Annotated in this window: 15 protein-coding genes; 2 read left to right on the top strand and 13 right to left on the bottom strand. The window is 43.1% G+C overall.

The window, feature by feature from the left end; all coding sequences use genetic code 11:
• Nucleotides 1-5: 5 nt before the first annotated feature.
• Nucleotides 6-1,472 (bottom strand): alpha-glucosyltransferase N-terminal domain-containing protein, encoded by a 1,467-nt coding sequence (locus BA70_RS04100; protein WP_034318526.1) that lies wholly within the window; start codon nt 1,470-1,472, stop codon nt 6-8.
• Nucleotides 1,473-1,568: 96 nt separating this feature from the next.
• Nucleotides 1,569-1,958 carry a glycerol-3-phosphate cytidylyltransferase gene (gene tagD / locus BA70_RS04095; RefSeq protein ID WP_008343212.1) on the bottom strand — a complete coding sequence of 130 codons (390 nt, stop codon included), beginning with the start codon at nt 1,956-1,958 and terminating at the stop codon, nt 1,569-1,571.
• Nucleotides 1,959-2,328: 370 nt separating this feature from the next.
• Here tagD and BA70_RS04090 point away from each other — a divergent pair, with 370 nt between their 5' ends.
• Both BA70_RS04090 and BA70_RS04085 read left to right on the top strand, forming a co-directional pair.
• Nucleotides 2,329-3,099, top strand: coding sequence for a WecB/TagA/CpsF family glycosyltransferase (locus tag BA70_RS04090; protein WP_034318523.1), 771 nt, complete (start codon nt 2,329-2,331; stop codon nt 3,097-3,099).
• Between the two features lie 11 nt (nt 3,100-3,110).
• Nucleotides 3,111-4,298 carry a CDP-glycerol glycerophosphotransferase family protein gene (locus tag BA70_RS04085; protein WP_078061641.1) on the top strand — a complete coding sequence of 396 codons (1,188 nt, stop codon included), beginning with the start codon at nt 3,111-3,113 and terminating at the stop codon, nt 4,296-4,298.
• Nucleotides 4,299-4,315: 17 nt separating this feature from the next.
• Here the strand turns inward: BA70_RS04085 and BA70_RS04080 are convergent, their stop codons facing one another.
• From BA70_RS04080 to BA70_RS04030, 11 genes are all read right to left on the bottom strand, one after another.
• The gene (locus BA70_RS04080; RefSeq protein ID WP_034318520.1) at nt 4,316-6,946 is read right to left on the bottom strand and encodes an N-acetylglucosaminidase; all 2,631 of its coding nucleotides are present in this window, start codon (nt 6,944-6,946) and stop codon (nt 4,316-4,318) included.
• 125 nt (nt 6,947-7,071) lie between these two features.
• A complete protein-coding gene (gene manA / locus BA70_RS04075; RefSeq protein ID WP_034318518.1) occupies nt 7,072-8,022 on the bottom strand; it encodes a mannose-6-phosphate isomerase, class I in 951 nt (316 codons plus the stop codon).
• A gap of 146 nt (nt 8,023-8,168) precedes the next feature.
• The gene (locus BA70_RS04070; RefSeq protein WP_034318516.1) at nt 8,169-8,990 is read right to left on the bottom strand and encodes a carbohydrate ABC transporter permease; all 822 of its coding nucleotides are present in this window, start codon (nt 8,988-8,990) and stop codon (nt 8,169-8,171) included.
• Nucleotides 8,987-9,958, bottom strand: coding sequence for a carbohydrate ABC transporter permease (locus BA70_RS04065; RefSeq protein ID WP_034318513.1), 972 nt, complete (start codon nt 9,956-9,958; stop codon nt 8,987-8,989). The genes BA70_RS04070 and BA70_RS04065 overlap by 4 nt, the downstream gene beginning before the upstream one ends.
• Nucleotides 9,959-10,014: 56 nt before the next feature.
• Entirely contained in the window at nt 10,015-11,280 is a 1,266-nt protein-coding gene (locus BA70_RS04060) for an ABC transporter substrate-binding protein (protein ID WP_034318511.1), read from the bottom strand.
• A 102-nt stretch (nt 11,281-11,382) separates the two neighbouring features.
• The gene (locus tag BA70_RS04055; RefSeq protein WP_034318508.1) at nt 11,383-12,801 is read right to left on the bottom strand and encodes a response regulator; all 1,419 of its coding nucleotides are present in this window, start codon (nt 12,799-12,801) and stop codon (nt 11,383-11,385) included.
• Nucleotides 12,795-14,237 carry a sensor histidine kinase gene (locus BA70_RS04050; protein WP_034318505.1) on the bottom strand — a complete coding sequence of 481 codons (1,443 nt, stop codon included), beginning with the start codon at nt 14,235-14,237 and terminating at the stop codon, nt 12,795-12,797. Before BA70_RS04050 ends, BA70_RS04055 begins: the two co-directional genes overlap by 7 nt.
• Complete coding sequence (locus BA70_RS04045; protein WP_034318502.1) at nt 14,234-15,235, bottom strand: sugar-binding protein; 1,002 nt, start codon at nt 15,233-15,235, stop codon at nt 14,234-14,236. The genes BA70_RS04050 and BA70_RS04045 overlap by 4 nt, the downstream gene beginning before the upstream one ends.
• A 67-nt stretch (nt 15,236-15,302) precedes the next feature.
• The gene (locus BA70_RS04040) at nt 15,303-15,758 is read right to left on the bottom strand and encodes a GNAT family N-acetyltransferase (RefSeq protein ID WP_034318500.1); all 456 of its coding nucleotides are present in this window, start codon (nt 15,756-15,758) and stop codon (nt 15,303-15,305) included.
• Between the two features lie 118 nt (nt 15,759-15,876).
• Nucleotides 15,877-16,476, bottom strand: coding sequence for a bifunctional 4-hydroxy-2-oxoglutarate aldolase/2-dehydro-3-deoxy-phosphogluconate aldolase (locus tag BA70_RS04035; protein WP_034318498.1), 600 nt, complete (start codon nt 16,474-16,476; stop codon nt 15,877-15,879).
• Entirely contained in the window at nt 16,448-17,464 is a 1,017-nt protein-coding gene (locus BA70_RS04030; RefSeq protein ID WP_034318495.1) for a sugar kinase, read from the bottom strand. Before BA70_RS04030 ends, BA70_RS04035 begins: the two co-directional genes overlap by 29 nt.
• Nucleotides 17,465-17,473: the final 9 nt, after the last annotated feature.

Raw genomic sequence — 17,473 nt, 5'->3', positions numbered from 1 at the left:
TATCGTTATTTCACTTTCCAAGAATAGTTTCCTTGTTTCGTTTGATACGACCATCCATCGATCGACGATGGTTTATTGGTGAGCAGCTCGCCCTCTACCTCTAGACGCTGCAAAACTTCTTGAAGTTCTTCTGTTTTAAAGCGAATGTAAAAATCAACATATTTCGTTTGGTTGAGGTCAATGTTTTTCTTTGTTTGAAAATGACCAATTGGGAAGCTGACTTGATGGTTTTCATCGATTGTTTGAGATATGATTTCAGCTCCATTGGCTCGATCATATCCTGCGAAATCTATTTGCACATGATCCGCACGGCTCATTTCGTCTTTCATCTCAAGCTGAAGATGAAGAACATGATGTTCAGAGCTTAGATCACGCAGGACCCATTTCGTACGGTCCATGACCCTTCTCAGTTCATCTTTACGCTCACGATTTTCGAGCATATGGTGAAGGGCTCTATTCCAAACAGACATTTCGTCAGAGGGCACAAGATAAAAATAGGCTTGTTCTCCCAATATCTTCTCGACATCTTCTTTATGCTTAGTATCCCCAAAGAAGACGGCATCCACTTGCTGTTTCCTTATTTGTTTAAATAATTCTCCATACTGTGAATAGTGTTGATGTGGATCTTCTTCATAATGGGCATCATGCACAAATGCAGCATAATAAGTTGTTTCAGGTTGATCTATTTTAAACAGGTGGCGATCCTGATCCCGGTCCTCTGTGATCATCAGCTTCAGACGGTCATTTTGTGATTGAACGCTGGATAGCCATTGTTGTTTTATATCTGTTTTCTTTGTAAATGTTTGAATTCCTGTTTTTTTATACCAATTGATATGACGAACTGGATTCTTTTTTGCATCACCAGAGTAAATGATCTCCATAAAGATGCTGCCATCATCCTTGATCAATTCCTCCAAGTAAAGAGCACCTGTATGAGGAACAAAGCTTTGTACTCTGCGCAAAGCTCCATCCCAATTGTATTCTTCCCTCTTCACTAATTGCTGCTCTTCATTATATTGATCAATATAACAAATGGGGAAAGAGGGCAGTTCATATCTGGTCACCTGAATGGTCACTTCGTCTGCTGGGATGACTGCTTCATTGATCGAATACGATATTTCACCTGCAATAAACTCCGAATAGCGTCTTTTACTCCCGCTCTCCGGTAGAATGTAGTGTTCAAATACATTCATGATGTCAATTTGAGGATGAAAGGTCTCCTCCATGCTGTGAATCCGTTCCTTCACATTTGCATCGTAATTCAAAGTTAATATCGTAGCACGTTTATGCTTCTCAGCCAATGGCTTTACTCTTGCTTTTAACGAATTCGTTAAGCTCTCGTCCTGTTTTGGCACATCACCCATAATAAAGTAGTAGTCCATATCAGGCATTTCAGCTGATATCATTGTTTCATGTTGTTCAGGTTGATCCAATGTGTGTTCAACTTTTTTCTTCATCCAATTTTGAAACAAAGGAAGCTCTCCTTAAAAATAATGATGACTTTCTATTGTATTTTACATGAAAAAGCACTTCTCACCAAAAGATAAGAAGTACTTTTTTTCGATCTATTAAAGTCCTGCAATTTCTTCCTTAATTTGTGTTGTAGAGATGCCTTCTGTTCTCTTCAAGTATACGACTTCGCAATGCTCTTTCAAGAAATCGAATTTACCTTCCCAGTCATCTCCCATGACAAACACATCGATGTCGTGCTCTTGCACGTCTCGGACTTTTTGATCCCAGCTGTTTTCTGGAATGACTTCATCTACATAACGAATCGTTTCTAAAATCAGCTTTCTATGCTCGTAGCTGTGATAAGCCTTTTTTGATTTTTGTAAATTAAACTCATCTGTAGAGATGGCCACTACTAAGTAATCTCCAAGCTGCTTGGCACGCTCCAGCAGCTTAATGTGACCCCAGTGTAATAAATCAAATGTACCGTAAGTAATAACTTTCTTCATTGCAAACATAAACTCCTTTCTTCATTCCTTATTCGACTGCCTTTCATGCAGTAATGTTTATCCGTAATCCTATTATCTTCGATCATATTTTCGCTCTTCGGAACCTCATTATATCACAGCGCCCATCAAACGTTAAGCAGATGTAAAGACAAACTATTTCCAATTTACTGGGCACGGGAGGAAAAGACCGAAAAATCAATGTTTCACTGATCATCAATTATATGAAATTATCAAATTGTCATGAAATTTAAAGGATTGTAAAGTTATTGTTAATATTTCATGGAGCAACTGTGATAAAATGATGAGTAGGCGAAGAATGAATTTACAATGAACGTTCATAGATAACAAGATGAAAAAGGAGGTCTAAACAATGCAAACAGAAGTGGTCTCTAACCTTTCTTATGTAAACGGCGACTTAAATGAATTTATCAGCTATATCAACCAGCATCATATTTCTCAGAAAAGAGGCGCCATGATTGCGACTGTGAATCCAGAGATTGGCTATGCCGTCATGAAGGATGATGCGTACCATCAAGTAGTCTCTTCTGCAGATTATGTATTGCCAGATGGTGTGGGCGTCGTGTTGATGTCACGCATGACACAAAGTCCGCTGAAATCAAGAATTGCAGGCTTTGATGTCTTCATGTCTATGCTTGACCTTGCAAACAAGCAGTCTAAAAGTGTCTTTTTATATGGTGCAAAAAAAGAAGTGCTTGAGGCTGTCAAACAGCGAATTGATACGGAATATCCAAATGTGGTCATTGCAGGAAGCTGTGACGGCTATCAAGCTGATAAGCGTTTCGTGGCGAAACAAATTGCACGCTCGAAAGCAGATATGGTGTTCGTTGCTTTAGGTTATCCAAACCAGGAGAACTTTATTTATGAATACCGCCATTTATTCCCGCAGGCTGTTTGCATCGGTTTAGGCGGAAGCTTCGATGTATTTAGCGGAACGGTGAAGCGTGCACCTCGCTGGATGATCAAGACCAATACGGAATGGCTGTACAGACTGATTGTCAATCCGTGGAGATGGAAACGAATGCTGAATATTCCAAAGTACGCCTTTGCTGTATTGAAAGAAAACAAAGGGAAAAAACGTTACTATCCTGAGCAAGTAAAGGATCAGACGAAGCAGCTATGAGAGACTGATCAATGATGACTATACGCTCAATAATTATTTCATGCTATGCAGCTTTCGTTTCTTTTATTGGATGGCTGATGAGCGGCGTAAAACCTCGTGAAAACCAGGTGACGCTGCTTGTTTCATTCAAGGAGAATGCGGCTGCTCTCATTGATACTTATCAACAACAAGCGAATATGACGATGAAGCTGACAGTCCTCTATACGAAGCATGCTTCCAATATAGAAAAGGACGAGCCTCATTTGTCATTTCGCTATTTTCATGAAAAAAATCCATTCCATCTCATTCAATGTATTTATACAATGCTGAAAAGCAAGGTCGTTGTGACGGATAATTACTTTCTCATGACAAGTGTGCTAAGAAACAGGCCCACTACAACCTGTATTCAAGTATGGCATGCCAATGGCGCTTTGAAAAAGTTTGGCCTTGAAGACGCGTCAAATTTGGAACGGAGTGCACGTGATATTGAACGCTTCAAGCGGGTCTATGCGTCTTTCGATTTTATCGTCACGGGTTCAGATCACATGCGTGAGATTTTCAAGTCATCGTTTGGGATCAATGACGAACGTTTTTTACCAACAGGTGTGCCACTCACGGATGTGTACTATGATCAGCGCTCGCCTTCCTTGAAGCCGGATGATTTCCCTAAAGGAAAAAAAATGCTGCTTTATGCACCGACCTATCGAGATTATGCAATGGACGGTCTTGTCCTGCCCTTTTCAAAGGAGCAATTGCAGACAGAGCTGAATGGCGACTATATCCTGCTCGTCAAACTTCATCCTGCGGTTAAACATTTAGCGAAGGCAGAAACAGATGGTGAATGGATATTTGATGTATCCGATCAGCCGCTCTATCCTTTGCTCTGTGCTTGCGATGTGCTGATTACGGATTATTCGTCGATTGTGTTTGAATATGCACTGCTTGAAAAACCTGTTTTATTCTTCACTTATGATCTAGAGACTTATCGAAAGAAACGGGGCTTAGTCGATCGTTATGAAGACATCATTCCCGGAAAGGCTTGCGTCACTCAAGACATGCTCTTGAAGGAGCTTTTGCATCTAAACGAAGCAGCCAATCAGGATACATTAAAAGCCTTTGCTGAGGAATGGAACCAATACTCAAAGGGACAATCAAGTGAACAGCTTTTATCATTTATTGAAAAACAGCTCTTACGCACAAAACGTCCGGCTTCTCATTAGGAAGCACGGACGTTTTTTTATTTGTTATAAACCGGGATATCATAATACAGCGTATAGTTATCAAGTAAGTTATACAAACTATACATACGAGTGACTTGCTTATATGCCCATCCAATATCCGTAGCATATTGATGAGTCGCTGCACTAGACCAGCGCATTTTATAAATGGTGTCTTGTTTGTATGTTGCGTTATTGATATAGCTGTTGCCAATGAATTTTGCCCCGCCAATAATGGCTGCCTCCGGCGTGAACCATTGCTGTTCATACGCATACTTTGCACCGAGGTAATTCGGATTGCTGTCATATGCGCCAATCCCATACATGTTATATACAATCCTATCATTAAACTTCGTACCGTTCGCTAGAATCGAACTTCCGTTACCTGTTTCAAGCAGTGCATGAGAAATCAGATAGATTTCGTTGATATGATACGTTTTCGCAGCTGTAATAAAGGCTTGTCCTTTTCCGGCAAGAATTCCTTTGCCTGCTAAAATTTTCGAATTGACTTCAGTTGGATTTAGATTCGCAGCTTCAGAGAGTTTGAGAAATTGAAAATATGATTGAGTGCCCTCAGCAATATTGGCTGGGTCTACATATTTTTGCACCTCTGCTGAACTCGCATTTCTCCAGCCAAGGCTAATCTTGATCCAATTGCCTTCTTTCCCGAGCTGTTTCACTTTTGTTCCTTTGTTGAGCTGTGCCACGATGTTGCTTGCAGAGCTTGAATCAGGTGTAGAACGAACATTTAAACCGTCCGTATTCACTGTTGACGTAGCTGGGTCCACATATGTCGCATAGACATAGGCCGCACCATCTGTCTGTGGTGACACCTTCATTTGTTTGTTCACCATCTCATTAACAGTCAGGTTATAATTCGTTTGCATGACCATTGGGCCATTTTTGATTTTAGTGGCTGTGGCTGTCCAGCCATATTGGCTTTTCACAAAAGCAATGGCCGCATTCGTATCTGGTAATCCTGTAAATTGCTGCGTAATGATGATTTTGTAGGCTGGTTTCGTTGTTGTTGTATAAACAGCTGTTTCATTCCGTTTTTTAAAAAACGCCATGCCTTGGTCTCTCAAAGCAGCAGTCGCAATGACTCCTGTTTTCATTTGATATTGACCATAATCGGTTGTACCCGTTTTTTGGGCAGCTGCCTTCATTTTTTGTTTCGTCAAATAGCTAAGTGCTTGATTCAGTTTTGTCTGATTCACAGTCGCCTCTGTCGTGATACGGTATTGCTTGACAGCTTCTGTCAGCGTTTTTGTACTGCTGGCTACCCCGTTTTTCTTGATGATTTCTTGCGCCTGCTTGACTTTACTTTGATCATATACAGGTGTTGTCTTGAGACTATACGCTCGGCTGACGGCTTGTCCCTTACCTGTCGTGATGCTGCTTGTGATTTTTTGCGCCTTTAAGTATGCGGCACCTTTGTTTACTTTTGCTTGGTCAGTTGCTTGATTGACGACGAGTCGATACGTGCTATCAGATGCCTTGCCTGTTTTTTTCGTTGTCGCAGATACCTTTTTCTTTTGGAAGAAGGTCGTCGCTTTTTTCGCTTGATCATCTCCTAAAAGGTTCCCAGTCACTACTTGATATGGCTGTGTAGAAGAGATTTTTTTGGATGTATAGCGCCATTTCTTTTTCTTGAAAAAAGCAACCGTTTTTGCGTAAGCTGTATCGTTCAATTGATTGAGCTTCACGATATAATTTTTTGTTTTCCCTACTCGCTGCACAGTACCTGCAGCACCGGTTTGTTTCTTAATTTGAGCCGCAGCTGAGGCTGCTTGTTTATTGTCTTTGAAATAGCCTGACTCCATGCTATAGACATTTTTAGCGGCTCCTGCCTTCTGAATCTTCCCGCTGATTTTTGCTTCTTTTTGCAGCTGGGTCAGAAGTGTTTGGGCTTTAGACTGGTTCGTTTGTGCAGCTGATGTGACGAAGTAATATGGCTTCCCTGCTGCCACCGTTTGGAGCACTGCTTTTAAACCAGATTCCTTTTGAAAACCTTGCAGAATGGTATTCGCCTTACTTTGTCCAACAATACCGCCTGAGATCAGCTGATACACGGTGCCAGCTTTGTTTTCGGTTTGGTATGTACTCGTGACTCCAGCCTGTTTTTGTAGTTCTGTTTGAATGGTTTTGACTTTCGTTTCAGAATCAATGGTTCCTGATATGACCTGATAAGAAGGTCTGCTTTGATTGATGACTTCATAGGAGCTCTTTAGCCCTGAAGTTTTTGCTAACTCTAGCGAGAATTTTTTCGCCTGACTTTCATCGTTGATCGGGTCAGATACGACCTTTTGTAAAGGTAGGCGGTCACCAACTGGAGACACAGTGCCATTTATGCCCACCTCTTTTTTTAACGCCGCAGCACTTGCATTCGCTGCATCTTTTGAGTCATATCCTGAGGCAGTGAGCTGATAGGTCGTCGTATTCCCTGACGTTTGATAACTTGCTGTCCACTTTTTATCTTTTTTCAGTGTTTCTACTGCTTTTTTCACTTCTGATTCTGTCGTAAATACTTTTGAGGTGCTAATCGTATAAATGGATTGATCGACATAGGAGGCTGCTTGCGCTTCTTTGCCCGTGTGTAATGTCATACCAAAGGCAGCTGCGAGTAACATAATCTTGATGGTTTTTTTCACGTTCCCTGTCCCTCTCTTAACTTTGCATAATAGTCTACTAATCTCTTTATCGACAAAAACAAGTCTTCTTTCAAGTCATTTATGCAATAGAAAAATAGAGGACCCTCTTGAAGTCCTCTTTTCCTTTATATATGTGACACAATCAGTTCACAAGATCCTTCCATCGAGAAGCTCCCTGTTTCAGCTGGCAGGATAAAATGGGCTCCTTTTGGCAGTGGATATGTATTCCCGTCATGCTCTAAAGATCCTTCTCCATTAATGACACTGCACAGCAAAAATGGATAATCTTGCGAAAGCTCTACTTTTTGATCTATTTCCCATTTATACACAGAGAAATATTCTGCTTCTACAAATGTTCTAATGGTCACTCCTCGACGTGTTTCGACTGATTCATCTGCATAACCGTCTACATGAGGAACCGTTGTGACATCAATGGCTTGCGCAAAATGAAGTTCACGTTCATTGCCATCTTGGTCTTTTCGTTCATAATCATATACCCGATAGGTTGTATCTGAGCTTTGCTGCGTTTCGAGGACAAGCGTTCCTTCGCATAGCGCATGAATGGTACCGCTTGGCACATAATAAAAATCACCAGGCTTAATCTTCACTCGCCGCAAAAGACCTTCCCAATCTCCGCTGTTCATCATGGTCACAAGCTCAGTTCTTGTTCTTGCATTGTGCCCATAGATCATTTCTGCTCCTTCTTTGCAGTCAATGATATACCAGCACTCTGTTTTTCCAAGCTCTCCATTTTCATGTCTTTCAGCATAATCATCATCTGGATGAACTTGAACGGACAAGTCTTGGTTTGCATCTAAAATTTTTGTTAACAGCGGGAAGCGATCGCCTTCTATTCCCCCGAACAATTCTCTGTGATTGTCCCATAGTTCGATCAACGTTTTCCCTTTATATGGACCGTCTTGCACGACACTTGGTCCGTTTGGATGAGCAGATATTGCCCAGCATTCTCCCGTTTGATCAGAAGGAATATCATAGCCAAATTGATCCCTTAAGGCTGTACCTCCCCATATTCTCTCCTTCAATTCAGGCAGTAAAAAAATTGGTGACTGCTTCATTCAGGATGACTCCTCCCTTTCCTACCCTTTGATAATCCTTGCCAAGCATTGAAAAACTAGCAAGTCTCAACTTTTATTATGACGCTATCTAAAGAGAAGTCAATCCTTTCAACACCTCCAATGAAAACGATAACATGAAATTTTTTTTATCCTTTGACAGAGCCTGCGAGAAGCCCTTTCACAAAGTATTTTCCGAGCAGAATATAGACCAAAAGTGTCGGCAGTGCAGCCAATATAGCTCCTGCCATTTGGACGTTCCATTGCACAATTTGACTGCCTGATAGATTTTGCAAGGCGACCATCACCGGCTGATGCTCCGCAGTGGTCATCGTGACCGCAAATAAAAACTCATTCCACACATTCGTGAACTGCCAAATGGCGACCACGACAAACCCTGTGATCGAAAGCGGAAGAATCATATGTCTGAAAATCCCGATAAACCCTGCGCCATCCATTTTGGCCGATTCAATCATTTCATCAGGGATGCCCACATAGAAATTGCGGAACATGAGTGTTGTAATCGGAAGACCATATACGACATGGACAAGCACTAGACCTGGAATCGAATTATACAATCCGACTTCACGTAAAAATTGAATGAGTGGAATGAGAATGCTTTGATATGGAATAAACATACCAAACAGCATCAACGTAAAAACCACTTCCGACCCTTTAAAACGCCATTTGGATAGGACATAGCCATTCATCGCACCTAATACGGCTGACAATAAGGTAGCAGGAATGACAAGATAAAGTGAATTCATCAAATTGGGCGATAGCTTTTCAAAAGCGATTTGATAGCTAGAGAAATTAAGCGTTGATGGCAGCGACCACATTTGCTCAAGGGTGACTTCACCTAAAGGCTTCAAGCTTGTGACGAGCATGACATAGACAGGCATGAGAAAAAAGAGGCTGCACAGAATCAATAAAGCATACAGAACTGGACGAACAAACCATCTGGCTGTCATGAGGAAGCCCCCTTCCGGCTTGACAAGAGATATGGCACGATAAACACCGCAACAGAGATCAGCATGACGATCGCAATGGCGGCTCCGCCTGCATAATGGTTTCCTCTAAAGGTCATTTCAAACATGTAAACGCCCGGAACATCCGTAACAAAGTTCGCCCCTGGTCCTGTCATTGAGTAAATCAAATCAAAAATCTTTAAAGAAATATGAGCCATGATAATAATGACACTTGCAGTAATCGGTTTTAAAAGCGGAAAAATGATTTTTCGGTAGATTTGCCACTCAGTTGCTCCATCCATTCTAGCAGCCTCTCTCACTTCCTCTGGAATTCCTCTAAGACCTGCCAAATACATCGCAAGTGAGAACCCTGTCATTTGCCATACAGCTGCAATAACAACTGCAATCATTGCCGCGGGTACACCAAATTCAATTTTCCCCCAGACAAATCCAGCTAAAATATTCGTATCCGTGTACCACTTGGGCTGGATGCCTAGCGTTTTCAAAAATAAATTCACCCCAGTTGACGGATTTAAAATCCATTGCCACACGACACCTGTCACAACGAAGGAAAGGGCCATCGGAAAGAAGAATAAATTCCTAAAAAGAGATTCACCCTTGATCTTCTGGTCTAGTAAAATCGCAAGTGTGAGCCCAGAGGCAATGACGGCTCCAATAAAGAATAAAGTAAAAAAGACCGTGTTTCGTAGATCTGACTGAAAACGGAAATCTTGAAACAGCATGACATAATTGCGAAGTCCTGCGAAAGAGAAATCTGGAACAAGCGAGGTCCAGTTTGATAATGAAACATATCCTGTCCAGCCAATAAAGCCGTAAACAAAGATGAATAATAAAACAGCTGACGGGGCTAAAAATAGCAGCGCAAGCAGCTGATCTCCATTCCATTTTTTCCGAACACGTTTCACTTTCGGCGCTGACGCTTTTGCGATCGGCGATGTGTCTATGCGCATGAAGCTACACTCCTTTTTAAAAAAGAGGCGGTGCCTGGTCGCCGCCTCCTTCGTCTTTATTTCATTGAATCTTTTAAAGATGAAACAAACTGGCTACTGTCTTTTTGTGTCACAAAAATATTGACGGCTTGGTTTGCTTTCGTCACAAAACCTTCTTCAGCAGCTGAGCCGTGGGCGAGAGACGGCGCCAGTTTGGACTCTTTAAATGCCTTCATCGCCGATTTTCCGTATTCATCATATTTTGATACATCCGCATCCACACGTGCAGGAATCGATCCCTTCAACGGATTAAACGCATCCTGTCCTTCCACAGATCCTAAGACAGATAAGAATTTCTTCACGTTTTCTGGCTGTTTGACACCCTTTGGCAGTCCGAACGTATCAGTGATCACCATAAAACTTCCCTCCGTACCAGGGGTCGCCACGTATCCGAAATCTTTATTTACCTTCAAGTCCAGATCATTCACAAAGTATCCCTTCGCCCAGTCGCCCATGACATTCATCGCCGCTTCCCCTTTTGCCACGAGCTGCGAGGCATCTTGCCAGTTACGTGAGCTATGATCATCATTGACGTATTCGAGCATGCGTCCAAAGATGTCTGCCGCTTCCTTCACTTTTGAGTCATCCATTTTCAAGTCGCCCGCCCAAAGTTTTTGATAATCATCTGCGCCTAATACACCGAGTAGAACACTCTCAAACAAGTGAGTCGCTGCCCAAGGCTCTTTATCCCCAAGCGCAAGTGGTGTAATCCCTTTTTTCTTTAAAGCATCTGCTGTTTTGAAAAATTCATCAAATGTCGTTGGCGGCTCTAAACCTTGGTCTTCAAATACTTTTTTGTTATACCAAAGCACATTGCCTCGGTGAATATTCACTGGAACCGAATAGATCTTCCCATCCTTGCTCACCAGGTCAATCAGTGATTCTGGGAATTTGTCCTTCCAGCCTTCTTTTTCATAAAGATCATCCAGCGGCTCCATTTTGCCTGCCGCGACCCAGCTCTCGTTCAGCTCTGCCCCGCCATGTACTTGGAAGGTAGCTGGCGGATCATTTCCTTGCATCCGGCTAGTCAGAACTGCCTTAGCATTCGTACCAGCACCACCTGCGACGGCTGCATTTTCAATTGGAATGTCTTTATTTTTCTCTTCAAACAATTGAATGAGTGCTTTCAGTCCGTCTTCCTCACCTGCTCCTGTCCACCAAGAGAAAATTTCAAGCTTCTCCGCTCCGCCCTCTTTTTTTGCATCTGAGTTCGTCGATGAACTGCAAGCCGTGACGAGAAGCATGCAGAGTGCCAACAAAGTAAAGCCTAATTTGAACTTCATGATTGATCCCCCATCCCTATTTTGTAAGCGTTATCAAAATAAGCATAATGGTAGATCCTTGCTTTTTTTCAGGCAAACTTCTTCACTTTTTTATGAAATTCTTCATTTTTTTACGGCTGGTTTTCGATATTCCTTCGGTGAACAACCGACCATTTTCTTAAATACACGGCTGACGTAATTGGGGTCTGTATATCCTGCCTGATAAGTAATTTCTTTTAAACTAAGCGAGCTGTCTTTGAGAAGCTTCTTGATTTTATCCAACCGACAGGTCGTCACATATTCTTTAAACGTCAGACCCGTCTCATCTTTAAAGCGTTTTGTGAAATAGGTTGGGCTTAAGTCAACATAGGCGGCAGTTTGCTCAAGCGTGATATGCTCGCAGAAATGCGTTTTGATGTAACGTTTTGCCCGCTCGATGTCATTCACGGTTTGGGTTCTCGCTTCATACACGTCAAATAGATGCTCACAGCACTGGCGGCATTCTGCTGCTGTGCTGATGGTCAGAATGGAGAGGTCTGCACGGAGTCGTGATTTTAATAGAATCAGCAGTTCTTTTACATGTGAAAGTGCCGCTCCCTCTAATTCAAAAGCATCAAATAAGGCAAGCGCATCCTCTCTTCTTCCTTCTTCCAGTGCCAGCATCATGTCGTCGGCAAGCTCGGGCAGGTTGATCAACAGATTGGACTGCACTTCTGTATTGTAAAAACCATAACGAACAACGCCGCCATCCTTTTTTCGCTGATAATAGGAAAGCTTTGCTTCTGCTACACTTTTCTGAAGCTGAAGTGGGTTTGAGACTGGGTGCCCTATGCCAACGACAGGTGAAGACTGTCTACTTGTCATAGCAGTTCGAATGGCTTGCAGTACATCTGCCTTTAGCTGACCTGGTCCTTGGTGGCTATAAATGAAGCATGTTAACAGCTCACCGCCCATGTGAATAGGCACTGCTTGAAAAAGAGCGGACTGCTGTAAATCATTCAACAGCTGACCCCCGCCTGCCCGCTGAACAGCGATGACGAGACAGGCTTCACATTCTTGGAACAATTGTTGAAACTCAGTAAAGGTATAAGATTGACCGTTGATCACATGGGCTTCCAGCCACTTTGACTGCTGATTGACCGTCGCTGCCTGCCGCTGAGACGCCTCCTGCTGAATTTCTGCCGCAACAGTTCGAATGGCTGCAATGGTTTCGTCTTTATCAGCTGGTTTGACGAGATATTGTTTAACCCCTTCCTGCATCGCTTGCTTAGCATAATCGAACGTATCATAGGCTGTCAGCATAATAAATTTTGTATGCGGGCTGCTTGCTTTGATCTGTTTGATGGCTGTCAGTCCATCCATGCCAGGCATCTGAATATCCATGAGCACCAGATCAATCGGCTCCGACCGCGCAAATTCAACCGCCTTCTTTCCATTTCCAGCTTCCCCTGTGATATGACATTCTGGGAGCCATTCGGTCAGGAACTTCCGCATCGCCATTCGTTCTATTTTTTCATCATCTACAATCAGCACATTTAGCATGCTGGTCCCTCCTTTATCGGAATCGCCAATTGAATAGTGGTGCCTTCGTTTGGCTTTGAATCAATTTGAAGGGCATCTTGCACCCCGTAAAACAAACGCAGTCTTGACACGACATTTCGAAGACCAATTCCTGTAGAATGGCCTCTACTCAATGTGTTCGGATCATTCTCTTCTTTTTCCGATAGCAACCTGCTTTTTTCTCTTTCATTGATTCCCGTCCCATTGTCACGAATCTGAATCATCACAAAACCATTGTCTTGATAGATGGAGAGCTCAACAAGCCCGCCTTCCTCCTTTGGTTCTACTCCATGAATAAAGGCATTTTCGACAAGCGGCTGTAATGTGAGACTTGGAATGTGAACAGATAGACACGACTCATCTATGGTTGTTTTGCATGTAATACGATCGGCAAATCTCGTTTCTTGGATATGAAAATATTCTTTGACCACTTTCACTTCTTGTTCCAATGTAACGGACGTACTGAGAGCAGACAGTGAATAACGCATCAGCGTGGAAACCGATTGAATCAATCTCGATGTGGCATCTGCTGATTCTAAGTAAGCCATGCGTGATACGATGTTTAATGTGTTAAATAGAAAGTGTGGATTCATTTGATTTTGCAGCGTTTTCAGCTTCATGTCTTTGATTTTTTGATCTAAGGCAGCCTTTTGTTTCATCTCTTCAATCATCATTTTCATCTCTTGCCGCATTCGTTGAAAGGCTTCATTTAACACAGATATTTCGTCCTTTGATGTGACATGCAAATTCGCTCCATCAAAATTTCCTTCTGATACTTCTTTGGCACTCCGAGACAGGTGGACAATTGGTCTTGATATCCCGCCAGCAATGATATATGCCATCCATAAGGCGACCCCAATCGATAACGTAACCAGGCACAGGGTAAAAAGCGCATAAGTTTGATGTCTTTTTTGAAGTGATTGATAGAGCACCTGATATTCAGATAATTCATCGTCTAGCAGGGTCATCGTTTGCTCTTGTATATAAGAGGAAACTGTTCTCACTTCCTTCACACTGGCAGCATATTCTTTGATTTTCCCTTCTTTTACATGTGCCATGGTCGCATCACTTTCATTCATGAGCGTCCGCATCATATATTGATATTTTTCAATAGAGGGTATCGCCGCATGAAGCCCGGCATCTTTTAGCAGCGCCTGATCATAGGATTTCATTTTCTGTTTTGATTCAAGATATTCTTTGGCAAACTGCCGATCTTTCTCAATGGCATAGGCATTGACCTTTTCATACATCGTTTTTGCCTCTGTCGATATATCATTCAGCAGGAGAAAAGAACGAAAGCTCCTGCTATATTCTGAGGTTAATTTCGAGCTGCTCCAATAGACAAAAAAAGCAGCCACGTTACCAAGGAGCACAAGGATTAAAAATGCCAATAACAATTTACTTCGAATCCTTCTCATGGCTGAACCCCCTGTGGTCTTTCTGTTTGATGAAGAGGCAAATCCCCGCGTCGAATCACACTCGTTCCTGTGTACTGCAGTGGTTCTTCCTTTTTACCTTTCTGCAAACGAACAAGTGATTCAACCGCTTGGTAGCCCATTTCATACGGGTGCTGTACGACCACCGCATCGATTTTTTCATCATCAAGCGCCTGAATCGTATCAGGCAATGTATCAAATGCGAGTACATAAAAATCAGTGGATGCTCGATATTGCTCTGTTGCTTGAATGATGCCAACACCATCTAATGCGCTTGTTCCATAAAATGCGGTCAGCTCTGAATGATTGTTTAATAGTTTATACGCTGCACCGGAAGCCCCTGACTTCGTAATGGCTGATTCTTCTATTCCAGCAATATGAATGCGTTTTTCAGCAGAAACGGCATCTCGAAATCCCTTGACGCGTAGCTTCTGGTGGATGGCATCAAGCCGACCCGTGACAATTCCTACATATTGTTCGCCTTTTGTATCTGCGATGAGCGCCTGCCCGGCGATAAAGCCTGAATAATAATTATCCGTTCCTACATACACTTGACGCTTGCTCCCCTCTGCATCCGTATCGACTGTGACGACATCAATGCCTTTTTCTCTTGCTTTTTGAAAGAGCGGTTTGTATTTCTTCGCGTCAAGTCCCTGCGTCATAATACCATCTACATGCCCAGCGATCGCCATATCAATGGTTTTAAGATGATCATCCAAATCAGCCTGCTTTGGGCCCAGGTATTCGAGATACACACGATGAACGGCCGCTGCATCAGCAGCTCCCTTTTGCACCAGTTGCCAATATTCGTTATCAAGTTCCTCCGGTACAAGGACAAAGTGATATTGATAGGTTGACACCACTTTTTCGGAAGCGCTTTCAATTTTAAATAAATCTTGACCTAATAAACATAAAAAAATGGCGGATAGCACACAAAATGTGAGAAATGCGCCTATTCCCATCCACTTAGACAATTTCACTCACATCCCCCTCCTTTCATTGTTGCCGCAAAAAAAAGAGCTGCTTATAAGCATACTCTCTCGACCTCTATAATTCCTTTGTCATAAATAAACTGTTTGGATCTTCTCCATATGAACCAAAAGGCGGGCAATATTGAAACCCAAAGCTTTCATATAGTCTTCTTGCTGGTTCAAAGAAAGCCATCGCACCTGTTTCGAGGCTGACACGTGTATAGCCTCGCTGTTTGGCTTCTTGAAGAAGGTAGGTCAGCATTTGCCTTGCTATCCCTTTTCGCATATGGAGAGCTGCCGTTCTCATCGATTTGATTTCGCCATGTTCACTTGATAGTTCCTTTATCGCTCCGCAGCCAAGAAGTTCCTCTCCATCCCACGCACTCCACACTGTGACATCTTGTTTTTTCAAGTCGTCTAACGGAAGGGCATGAATGCTTTCTGGCGGAGAATGCTCCTTCATCTCTTCTACATGAGCGGTGATCAGCTGCTCTATTCGCCCATCTGTGAGTTCATCTTGTTGAATGTACATTCCAATCCCTCCTTCACGACCATTGTACGTGAAGAATTGAATCTTACCCGCTGTTATGTCAGATAAACGAACAAACAACCGGCATTCATGAGCCAGTTGTTTGTCTCATATCAAGTATTTATGAAGAAAGAACCGCTTGTAACTCTTCTGCTGTACTGCTTTCAAGCTGACTGCCGACACCTACTGCCACAGCACCTGCTGCGAGCCATTTTGGGACATCGACTGGATGAATGCCACCTGTTGGAATAAATTCTATCTCTGGAAATGGGCCTTGTAAGTTTTTCATATAGGACAAGCCGAAGGAGCCGCTTGGAAAAAGCTTGAGCAAGCGGTATCCATTTGCTTTTGCCTGCATGATTTCACTTGGAGTCAGGACACCTGGCACATAGAGGGTATCGTGAAATGAAAGATGCTCTCCGATCACAGGGAGATATCCTGGACTGACAATAAATTGCGAGCCTGCCTCAACGGCTGATTGCGCCTGTTCAAGCGTCGTAATCGTTCCCGCTCCTACAATCAGGTCTTGTTCACGCCGAAAGAATGCGATGATGCGTTCAGCATTGGGCGTGGTATACGTGACTTCAATGGCACGCACCCCCTTTTTCTTTAATCGCTGAATCATCTCAATGCCTTCTCCTTCACTATCCGCTCTGACCACTGCGATCAGTTTACAGGCTGCGAGCTGCTCTTTAACGCTCAAATTTGCTGATTTCCCCATATCTTTCATCCCCCTTCATATACTCCCGCCTGTGATATCGTTTGGCCTCTTTCATAAACGCCTGAAGTTCCTTCCGAGTGGGTAGTCCATCCTTATCACCAGGAGACATCACCGCAAGTGCCCCTATGGCATTGCCTCTTGTCACCGATTTTTCATATGATAAGCCGTCAAGTAAGCCACTAATGACCCCCACTGCAAACCCATCACCAGCGCCGACCGTATCAACGACATCATGAACATGAAATCCGCTCACAATCCCTTGACCGGCTGCACTTTTAAAAAAGGCACCTTCCGCTCCGAGCTTAATCACCACTAGCTTGACACCTTTTTGTAAATAGACCTCTGCAATCTCTTCCGGCTCGTGGCACCCCGTGAGCCTTTGGCCTTCTGCAAGCCCCGGGAAAAACCAATCGACTTGAGAGGCTATCTGGTTCACTGTATGAATCATATCCTCTTCCTCTTCCCATAACTGAAGCCTAAGGTTCGGATCAAATGAAATGGTTTTGCCTGCTTCTTTCATTGCTTGAAGGGCATGAAAAGAAAACGCTCTCATTTCATTGGACAATGCAGGTGGAATACCTGTCATATGAAGGTGTCCTGCTTGTTTGAAATAGCCGGAGGGAAAGTCGCTTGGGTTCATTGTGCTCGCAGCAGAGCCTTTCCGGTAATACGTCACGTCGGGGTCTCCATCAATGACTTTTGATTTAAGTAATATCCCCGTTTTAGACCCATCATTTGAACGGAGCACTGCACTTGTATCGACCCCTTCTTTTTGAAGCTCTTCTAAAATAAATGTGCCAAGTGAGTCTGCCCCGACTTTGCTCATCCAGCCAACCTCAAAACCCAGCCTTGAAAGGCCGACAGCGACGTTACTCTCTGCACCAGCAAGCGCCTTTTGAAACGTATTCACTTGATGAAGTTCTCCGACTTCTTTTGCGTAAAACATCGCCATTGATTCCCCAAATGTGACCGCATCCAATGCTTTCACTCATTTCTC

It is taken from the genome of Bacillus zhangzhouensis (assembly GCF_000715205.1).
Lineage (GTDB): Bacteria > Bacillota > Bacilli > Bacillales > Bacillaceae > Bacillus > Bacillus zhangzhouensis.
The sequence above is the reverse complement of the archived record's forward strand: the minus strand, read 5'-3'. Positions and strand labels throughout refer to the sequence as shown.